Origin of the sequence: Salibacter halophilus, from assembly GCF_008806325.1 — a bacterium.
Lineage (GTDB): Bacteria > Bacteroidota > Bacteroidia > Flavobacteriales_G > Salibacteraceae > Salibacter > Salibacter halophilus.
Map to the genome: position 1 here is coordinate 450,238 of NZ_WACR01000001.1, position 10,172 is coordinate 460,409.

The following is a 10,172-nucleotide window of genomic DNA, read 5'->3' on the forward strand; positions in this document are numbered from 1 at the left end:
ATGGCTATAAAATCCAGAAATAAAGTCAGCACAGCGTTCAACATGTCGTCCATGACCGACATCGTTTTCCTGTTGCTCATTTTCTTCCTCATCGCTTCAACGATGATCAGCCCAAACGGGATGAAGGTGCTCTTGCCAAAAAGTTCACAGCGAACAACTGGTAAACAAAACATCTCTGTTACGGTAACAGAAGATCACAAATACTACATCAATACTGATCTCGTTAAAAAAGAACAGCTCGAGCCACGCTTAAAAGCGAGATTGAGTGCTGAAGAAAAACCGGGGATAATACTCAGAGCCGATGAAGCGGTTGATGTAAAAAGCGTTGTTTACGTGATGGATATCGCCCAGCGAAACAAATACGAGGTTGTCCTCGCTACTCGAGGCAAATAACATGCAGGTTTGGGAAAATAAATACAAAAGAGAGGGACTGGTCGGAACCATTATCGTCCACGTGGCCTTGTTGTTGATCTTTATTTTTGCCGGACTCGAATATCCTATCCCCAAACCCGAGCAGGGAATTAAAGTAAACTTTGGTACTACCGAAACAGGTAGCGGAGATACACAGCCAGAAAACGTAGGCCAATCGCAACAAGTCAATGAACAACCGGTTCAGGAGGAGACTACCCAACCTGAACCACAACCTGAGACGAATCCGGTTGAAGAAGAAGTTGTGACGCAAGACAATACCGAAACGATCGAAGTACCGGAAGAAACTGAGGAACAAACCACAGAGACTGAAGAACCAACCGAGACTGAAGAAACCGAGGAAACTCAGGAACCGGTTGAAGAAGAACCCGAAATCAGCGAAGAACTCAACAGCGCGCTCGATAAATTCAAAAATGCTAAAGAAAATAGCGGTGGATCTGAAGGTGACGATGATAACGCTGTTGGCGATAAAGGTCAGATTGATGGAACTGACGGTGAAGCCTACTCCGGTGGAGGTGGCGGAAACGGGAACTACTCACTCGGTAATCGCAAGGCTCTGACCAAGCCAAAGCCAATATATGATTGCAACGAAAACGGTAAAGTTGTAATTGACATCAAAGTAGATCGCAACGGAAACACGGTCGATGCTGATGTTGGAAAAGGAACGACAAACTCTGCCGATTGCCTTACGAAACGTGCAATTCAGGCAGCCTTAAAAACGAAATGGCAATCGAACCCCGATGCGCCATTTGAGCAAAGAGGTAGCATCACTTATACATTCATTCAGAGGTGACGTACGAGCAAACTCTCGACTTTTTATTCTCGCAACTGCCCATGTATCAGCGGCAGGGAAAATCAGCTTACAAGGCGGATTTGAGCAATACTATCGCACTGATGGAAGCGCTGGATCAACCGCAAAAGAATTTTCCATCAATACACATTGCAGGCACTAACGGCAAGGGATCAACGGCTCACATGATGGCGTCTGTATTACAGGAAGCCGGTTATAAAGTCGGTCTATACACGTCTCCTCACCTCATGGATTTTCGCGAGAGAGTTAAAATTAATGGAGTGCCGGTTTCAAAAGACTTCGTTATTGATTTTGTTGGTCAGAACCGCGATCAGCTAGACAAAATTCAACCTTCATTCTTTGAGTGGACAGTCGGACTGGCATTCGAGTACTTCAGGCAGGAGAAAGTTGATATAGCCGTAATAGAAACTGGAATGGGTGGAAGGCTAGATTCTACCAATATCCTCACTCCGTTGGTATCAGTTATCACGAACATCGGTTTCGATCACAGTCAGTTTCTGGGTGATACAATTGAGAAAATTGCCGGAGAAAAAGCCGGAATCATCAAATCAGGCATTCCAATAGTTACGGGAAAAATGCATCCTGACGCATTTACAGTAATCGAAAAAATAGCCAATGAAAAGAACGCAGAGCTATTCCCTGCAAAACCTACTCAACTTCAAACTGATCTCTTAGGGAATTACCAGAAGGAAAACATTGAAACCGCTACGACAGCTCTTTCGGTTCTGACCGATAAAACAAATTATAAACTAGAGAATAAACACTTTACAGCCGGACTAAAAAACGTTGTGAAAAACACCGGTTTAATGGGACGCTGGCAAATCTTGCAGGAAAAACCACTCATCGTAACTGATGTAGCTCACAATGAAGATGGACTCAGGTCGACAATGACTCAGCTACGAAAGCAAGATGCAGATCAGCTTCATATTGTTTTTGGGAGTGTTTCAGATAAAGATTTGAAAAAAATTATTCCGTTGCTTCCTGTAGATGCATTTTACTACCTCTGCTCACCTGATATTCCTAGAGCGATGGATGCTGATGAACTCGAAAAGCTATTCAAAGCCAATAATTTAAACACCGAAAAATTCAGCTCTGTTGAGGCAGCTTTTCAAGGGGCAAAAAAGAAAATGAACCCATCTGACGTACTGTATATTGGCGGCTCCACATTCGTGGTAGCAGAAATTTTACCACTTTTTTAAAAAAGTATTTGCGACTATTGAGAGTTGTTCTATATTTGCAGCCCGTTCAACAAAAACAGGGGCGATTAGCTCAGCTGGTTCAGAGCATCTGCCTTACAAGCAGAGGGTCACTGGTTCGAATCCAGTATCGCCCACAGAACGCAAAAAGGTTCATTCAAACAAGGATGAACCTTTTTTTATGCCCAACCTTAACAACTTAAGCACCCAATAATTTCAAAATATCATTAGAACTTCTCTCCTCCTCAACATCAGCCTCTACCTCGTACTCCCACGCTCTCATTCTCATTCCCGCTCTCACTCGCTACCTCGTTTTGAGCCTCACGAAAGAACATATCTCCACTCCGCTCTCCCTCTCATTCTCTCACTCTACTCTCAACTCATCACTCATAATCCATAATTCAACATTCATAACACCAAACCTCCAAATCTTAGTGAATCTTGCTCTTTGACCACGTCAAAGACTAGATGAACTTAGACCCTCGTGACGCAAGGAACGGGGTCTTAGACATTATACTTGAAGCTAGTCAAGACTTAGATGAACTTAGATCCCAGACTTGCTACGGGACCTCCTAACTCCCCAACCTTCAAACTTCCAAACTACAAACCACCCAACTCAACACTCATCATTCATAACTCATAATCCATAACCCCAAAACTCATTCATCATTCCCAAACAACATCGTTTTTCCCAAAAAGGGAATCAGTGAATGGACGCCAAACAAAATTAAAGACTGGTTTACAGTATTTTAACCAATAACATGAATAAAAGAACAGTTTTTGGACGAAAACCTTGAAATAATTTTTTTAACTATGAAAAAGATACTGCTGTCATTGTTTGCTATAACACCTCTATTCCTTTTTGGCACTCAATATCACAGTATAGGATCAAATAGCTGGAGCTATACAAAAAACGGCTCTGATTGTGGGTGTTCTCCGTCCTGGGGAAATGACTCCATTTTCGTGTATCACTACTTTTCACTAAACAACTTGAACTTAAATAGTGGCAGCTACATATATGTTGGTCCAAATGGTGAACTAGAAGCCGGAAATAACAAAAGTTGGAATATCAATACTACGATAAGAGTAGATAGTGCAGGTCTTATTACTTCAAACAATGGTTTAACTATCACTATTAATGGCTCTGGAGCATTAATCATTGAAGAAGACGGTGAGTTTTCCTTCAATAACAACCTTGTTTTTACCAATAATGGCACATTCATTCTTAACGGAGACATGAATGGCCAAAATAATGCAACCATCACATTTCAGGGTGGTTCTTCTGTAGAGATAAATGGAGAGCTAGACATAAACCATGGTGCTAACATCACAAACAGTACACAAATTACCGGCTCAGGATCTGTCAATTACAGTGGTAACTTCTTCAACCAAAATCAGGGAAATATAAACGGCTGCTCAGGTTGTTCAACAAACTCTCCCATCTATCTCGCTACACAAACTCCATCCGGTGAAATAACTAACGTGACGATTTTTGATCAGGGATCATGGAATAACGGAACACCAACATCTTCTCTACATGCTCAGGTTCTAGATGATCTCACTCTTACAGGCTCCTCTATCATTGCCAAATCACTATTAGTAAATAAGACGGCAACTCTTACTATTAGAGGATCACAGCATGTGACTGTTGACGACAGCATAATGAATGAGGGACTCATCATCATAGAGGATGGTGCTTCACTCGTACAAACAGGAAACACCTATCAAAATAATGGTTCTGGTACATACAGACTCTTTAAAGCAGGAACACCCCAACAAACTGTTTACAACAAATGGAGTGCTCCAATGCCCAATCAATCAATTGTAGAAGTATTCCATGATGCAAACCTCTATGATCTCTTTGCCTTTGAAACATCTTCTCAATCCTGGAAATATGACTTTGGAACCCTTAACCCAACAAACGATCACAGCAATAGCCCCTATTCATTTGGGAACAACCACATGGTCCTGGACGCTGATGGCATTATGGATATTGGTCGCGGTTATTTTGCTCCCGGCAAAGTGAACCCCCAGCGATTATTCGAGAACAATGTCATTAACAATGGTGACTATTCTATTAATATTGAAACTACAAACAACTCAACTCCCGGTTCTTGGGGCGGAAACGACTGGAACCTCGTTGGTAATCCATACCCATCTCCAATTAACATCCAGGACTTCCTCAGCCAAAACTACAATGGTGGTGCAGGCAATATTGCAAACGCAGTTTACTTCTGGGATGGCCCAAATGCGCAGTACATTACTAAAAACAATACCGACAATGAATTGATGTCATCTGTTCAGGGTTTTTGGGTTGACGCTGTAAACAACGGTACCATTAGTTTTTCTAACTCGATGCGTGATCATGCAAGTAATATCACACTCAGATCCGGTGGGAACAACTTCGACCCCGCTGGTGCTTACCTCCAAATCGAGCAGGGTTCACTTTCAGATTATATCAGAGTTTACTTTGATCCGATGGCTGAAAACGGAATGGATAATCTTTACGATGCTAAAAAATTGGAAAATTCTAACGGATTCAACTTCTACTCCATTTTGGACGATCAATATATGGTATTTCAATCAGTGTTAAATCTTGAGGAAGAAGAACAAAAAATTATACCGATTGGCCTCTCGACTGGATCTGACAATGAGATAACAGTATCAATCGACAGCCTGCTTAATTGGCCTGATAATTACAAAGTTTATCTACACGATTTAAAAACTATTCAACGTTTTGAACTGAATGACAGCAATGCTGTTACTCTGCAGCTCGACAGTGCCGGGACTTACGATGACAGATTCGTACTTTCTTTCTTCGCTACGAAAGCAGCTCCGGTTGACCCACCAACGGGTCTGACCGAAATGAATGACAACATCAAAGAACCACTTTACCTCACGAAAAATAATGGATTTGAAATCGTTAACACTACTAATAGCGACATTGAGAGAATGACGGTGCATACAATTACTGGCAGACTCGCACTTGAACACAGCAGAATAAACACCGGTGATCGAGCTCGCGCTCAACTCGACCAAAACGGGGTGTACATTATCACAACCTACTTTTCAAACGGACAAACACAAAATAAAAAACTAATCGTTCACTAACCATCGCCCCAGTAATCATCTGCTTATTTAGCCCAGGCCTCTGGCAGATAGCTTTCGCTATTAGCCAAAGGCTTTTGGCTTTTTTAGCCCCCCCTGTATTAAAGCGCCCCCATCTCTACCTCGTTTTGAGCCCCGCTTCCCCATTTCCTTCTTGAGCAAAGCGAAAGAACATATCTCCACTACACTCCGCTCTCACTCTCTTTCTCATTCTCACTCTCTCAACCTTGACTACTGACGCTTTCGGTCAGCACTTTCAGCTCAACCTCAACCTTAACCTATTAAACTTTAAACTCACTCAACACTCATAACTCATCACTCATAATCAATATCCTCAAACCACCCAACCATCAAACACCAAACCAGCCAACTTCAAACCAACTAACAACTTGAATACCCAACAACCCCAAAGTAAAATTTGAACGCCTCGACCTCAACCTCAACCTCACCAAAATTCTACCTACATTTGCACCCAAAATCACCAGTTGAAGCACATCGACAAATACATAGTTGGCAGGTTTCTCAAAACCTATCTCTTCAGCATACTCATACTCGCCTTTATCATCATCGTTTTCGACATCTCAGAAAAAATCGATGACTTCACTGATGACAGGGCAAGTGGAGCTTCAGTGTGGGATATAATAATCGATTATTACCTCAATTTTGTACCGTTCCTTATCAATCAATTCAACGCCCTGTTTGTCTTTATATCAGTCATTTTCTTTACTTCAAAAATGGCGTCAAAAAGCGAGATCATAGCCATTTTCAACAGCGGTGTAAGTTTTTACCGACTATTACTTACTTATGTAATAACAGCAATCGGTTTGTTTGCCGTCAACCTACTCATGACCTTTTGGGTAATACCGGAAGCCAATAAAGTACGCATCGACTTTGAGAATAAATTCATCCGAAATGCACCTTATTTCAACAAAAAAAACACTCACGTTCAAATAGACTCAAATTCATACGTCTACTTTCACAGCTTTAACATCAAACGAAACACTGCCTACAAGTTCTCACTCGAAAAATTTGATGGTCAGAACCTCATCTACAAACTCAACGCCAGCTTTGCCGTATGGGACTCAACCGATAACCTGTGGACAATCAAAAACTACCACGTTAGAGAAATTGACGGAATAAACGAAAAACTCTACTCTGGCAACAAACTAGATACGGCTCTGAACATTCAACCGCGCGACTTCAAATCATGGCTCAATGATGTTCAAACAATGAACCAGGCAGAGCTAATCGACTTCATTGAACGCGAAAAATTCAAAGGCAGTAGCCAGGTAAAAGAATACGAAGTAGAAAAACACAAGAGACTCGCATTCCCCTTTGCCTCGATCATACTCACAATAATGGGATTCTCCCTTGCCAGTAGAAAAATACGAGGCGGAATTGGAATGCACATCGGACTCGGAATGCTATTGTGCTTTACTTATATTCTGATCAGCCAAATGGCATTCGTTTACGTAGCTCAAAGCGATATGAACACGATACTCGGTGTCTGGATACCAAATATCATCTATACTATAATAACAGCCATACTCCTTTACAAAGCACCGAAATAACTAGAACAAGAAATCAGAGCGAGAGCGGAGAGAACAAAGCGGGAAGAATGAGAATGAGAGCGGTAAACAGAGCGAGGGAATGAGAGAGTGAGAGAAGAGAAATGAGAGTCAGATGTTAATTTTTAACCATTAGCTAATGGACATATCCTGTTAACTCACTATTTTCTCAACACAGCATTTCGACTTCATCCTTCGGTAGACTCAGGACATCGCTCTGGTAAGCTTTCGGCACACTGTATTTCGCTTTAAAAACAAACTCCCCAACCTTCCAACTTCCAAACTGCAAACCAGCCAACTTCAAACCAACTAACAACTTGAATACCCAACAACCCCAAAGTAAAATTTGAACGCCTCCACCTCCACCTCAACCTTAACCTCAACCTCGTGACGCAAGTAACGGGGCCCTTAACACCTTAACCACCTGGCAATCTCAGTATACTATTAGAACTTCCCTCCTCCTCCTCAACCTCAACCTTAACTTCCTACCTCGTTTTGAGCCCCGCGAAAAACATATTTCCCCATTTCGTTCTTGAGCAAAGCGAAAAAACATATCTCCACTACACTCGACTCTCATTCTCCGCTCTCATTCTCACTCTCTCAACCTCGACTACTGACGCTATCGGTCAGTGCTTTCAGCTCGACCTTGACCTCATTATCAATCCATAACTCAAAAATCATCACTCATAACCCATAATTCATAACACCAAACCATCCAACACCCACAACCCACCATACACCAAAACAAATAAAAAAACCGTCTTAAAACTATCAACATACGCAACCTACAATAAACCTAAATTTAAGCATATGAAAAAATTCGTACACTTTGCATTTATTGCTGCTACATTGATAATCGGTATCTCAATATTGAGCAACTCGAGCGGACCATCAACTGATGCTACTGGATCTCCTTTTTCTGTCCCTAATGCCTGTGCTAATTGTCACAGTTCCGGTGGAACCTATTCCCCTAACTCAGGAATAACAATCACAGGCTTACCAACTGATTACTACCCGGGAGCCTCTTACAACATCACCTACTCACTTGATAATCCTACGAACAGAAACGGATTCCAACTAGCAGCACTTAGAGCTTCAAACAACAGTCAGGCCGGTAGTTGGACTACAGGAACCGGAACTAAAACAATTAACCAGGGAGGCCGCTCATATATCGAACACAACAGTGGTAGTTCGACAGGTAGTTGGACTTTCACCTGGACAGCTCCAAGCACGAATGTGGGCACAATCGATTTCTACGGAGCTGGAAATGCAACAAACAACAATTTCAGCAATACAGGCGATAACGTTTACACAACAAGCACCTCTATTGGTGGATTGCCACTAATCAGCGTAAGTGAAAACATTACATCTGAAACCTGCGCGTCATCATGCAATGGAAGCATAGATGTAAATATCGCTGGTGGAACAGGTGGTAACTACACCTCAACATGGAGTAACTCAACAACCTTCAGTAGTTCATCATATACTGTAACCAACTTATGTGCTGGCACATATACTGTAACAATTACTGATGGAGATGGGAATTCTGAAGTGAACTCTTATCAAGTCGGAACACAAACAAATCTACAGGCCACAGCAAATTCGACCAGTACTACTTGTGTGAGCGCTTCGGGATCAGCTTCTGTTTCGATAAATGGTGGAGCAACACCTTATTCCTACTCCTGGAATAATGGGGACACAACAGCTATGATCAACAACTTATCTCCCGGCACCTACGCAGTAACTGTGACAGATGACAACGGCTGTTCGTTTGACACGGTTCTGAATGTAAACTCAACAGGGAGCGGATTACAGGCAAATTTTACAGAAAATAATCCATCATGTGGAAACGCAGATGGCAGCCTGATCATCACACCATCAAATGGAACAGCTCCTTACAGCTACCTGTGGAGCAACAGTATGTCAGGCGATAGCATTGGCGGATTAACAGCCGGCAGTTACTCAGTAACAATTAGTGATGATAATGGCTGTTCTGAAGTATTCAGCACTTCACTGTCAGATATAGGCGCTCCAACGCTCACTTCAGTTGCAGAGATAGATATAACTTGTAATGGTGGAAGTGACGGAGAAATAGATCTTTCGATAAGCGGTGGAACAACACCTTTCAATGTATCATGGATCGGACCAAACGGATTCACAGATTCAGACTCTACAATATCAGGATTGATAGCAGGTGACTATTTCGTTACAGTAACAGATGCAAATGGATGTAATTCATCTGATAGTTTTTCACTGTCAGAACCGAACGCACCGCTACAGATTCAACTAGACAGCCTGCTCGATGCTACAAACGGAAACTGTAATGGCTATATCGAAGTCAGTGCTACTGGTGATAACAGCAGTTCTGGGATGAGCTATCAGTGGAACAACCCTACAACCGTAACAACACCGGTAAATGACAATCTGTGTCCTGGAAACTACATCGTAACCGGAACTGATGCTGCAGGATGCATGGACACTGCTTCATATGAAATAGAGGATATTCCAACCGGCATTACAGAGCATCAAAAAGACCAGTTTAAAATCTATCCAAACCCTGCAAGCGATTACGTTTACATCGAAAACAACTCTGAATTAGGTGTTGTGAAAATCACCAACATAGCAGGTCAGGTTGTAAAAGAGACCAAGCTTACAGATTACAGAACTAAAGTCAGCCTACAAGACCTCGAACAAGGCATCTACTTCATAGGAAAAAAAGCCCTGATAATTAATTAGGACTAAAATATCATTGTGAAGATTTAAGGGTAAGAGAGTTGTAGCTCGCTTACCCTTTTTTAATTCGTATCCAAATTTGAAACATTCTAAATCTAGCGTTTAGGTCAAGGTTTAGGTTAAGTATAGATCGCGGTAAACTCATATTTAGGATTAATAACCAAAGTCTTCATAAAAAACCTGACCCTCAAAAACCCCATATACTTCATTTGAACGCTCTCGACTCTTAGTGAATCTAAGTCCTTGACGCAGGTCAAGACTTAGATGAACTTAGATCCTCGGCCCGCAAGGGACGGGACTTCTGACGCTTTCGATCAGTGCTTTCAG

At 42.0% G+C, this 10,172-nt stretch carries 6 protein-coding genes and 1 tRNA gene; all 7 read left to right on the forward strand.

The annotated features are described in order from the left end of the window. The 7 genes from F3059_RS02140 (at position 1) to F3059_RS02170 (ending at position 9,848) form a co-directional block, all read left to right on the forward strand. Positions 1-393 carry an ExbD/TolR family protein gene (locus F3059_RS02140; protein ID WP_151166288.1) on the forward strand — a complete coding sequence of 131 codons (393 nt, stop codon included), beginning with the start codon at positions 1-3 and terminating at the stop codon, positions 391-393. Then, a complete protein-coding gene (locus F3059_RS02145; RefSeq protein WP_151166289.1) occupies positions 368-1,222 on the forward strand; it encodes an energy transducer TonB family protein in 855 nt (284 codons plus the stop codon). Before F3059_RS02140 ends, F3059_RS02145 begins: the two co-directional genes overlap by 26 nt. After that, complete coding sequence (locus F3059_RS02150; RefSeq protein WP_151166290.1) at positions 1,219-2,439, forward strand: bifunctional folylpolyglutamate synthase/dihydrofolate synthase; 1,221 nt, start codon at positions 1,219-1,221, stop codon at positions 2,437-2,439. Before F3059_RS02145 ends, F3059_RS02150 begins: the two co-directional genes overlap by 4 nt. Before the next feature lie 59 nt (positions 2,440-2,498). After that, positions 2,499-2,573, forward strand: a tRNA-Val gene (locus F3059_RS02155). 676 nt (positions 2,574-3,249) lie between these two features. After that, positions 3,250-5,547 (forward strand): T9SS type A sorting domain-containing protein, encoded by a 2,298-nt coding sequence (locus F3059_RS02160; RefSeq protein WP_151166291.1) that lies wholly within the window; start codon positions 3,250-3,252, stop codon positions 5,545-5,547. Between the two features lie 482 nt (positions 5,548-6,029). Next, positions 6,030-7,115 carry an LptF/LptG family permease gene (locus F3059_RS02165; RefSeq protein WP_170264988.1) on the forward strand — a complete coding sequence of 362 codons (1,086 nt, stop codon included), beginning with the start codon at positions 6,030-6,032 and terminating at the stop codon, positions 7,113-7,115. 807 nt (positions 7,116-7,922) lie between these two features. Then, positions 7,923-9,848 (forward strand): choice-of-anchor V domain-containing protein, encoded by a 1,926-nt coding sequence (locus F3059_RS02170; RefSeq protein WP_151166293.1) that lies wholly within the window; start codon positions 7,923-7,925, stop codon positions 9,846-9,848. The last annotated feature ends 324 nt before the right edge of the window (positions 9,849-10,172 follow it).

Coding starts and splice junctions, on each gene's coding strand:
- F3059_RS02140 (WP_151166288.1), top strand. CDS start 1: ATGGCTATAAAATCCAGAAATAAAGTCAGCACAGCGTTCAACATGTCG.
- F3059_RS02170 (WP_151166293.1), top strand. CDS start 7,923: ATGAAAAAATTCGTACACTTTGCATTTATTGCTGCTACATTGATAATC.
- F3059_RS02160 (WP_151166291.1), top strand. CDS start 3,250: ATGAAAAAGATACTGCTGTCATTGTTTGCTATAACACCTCTATTCCTT.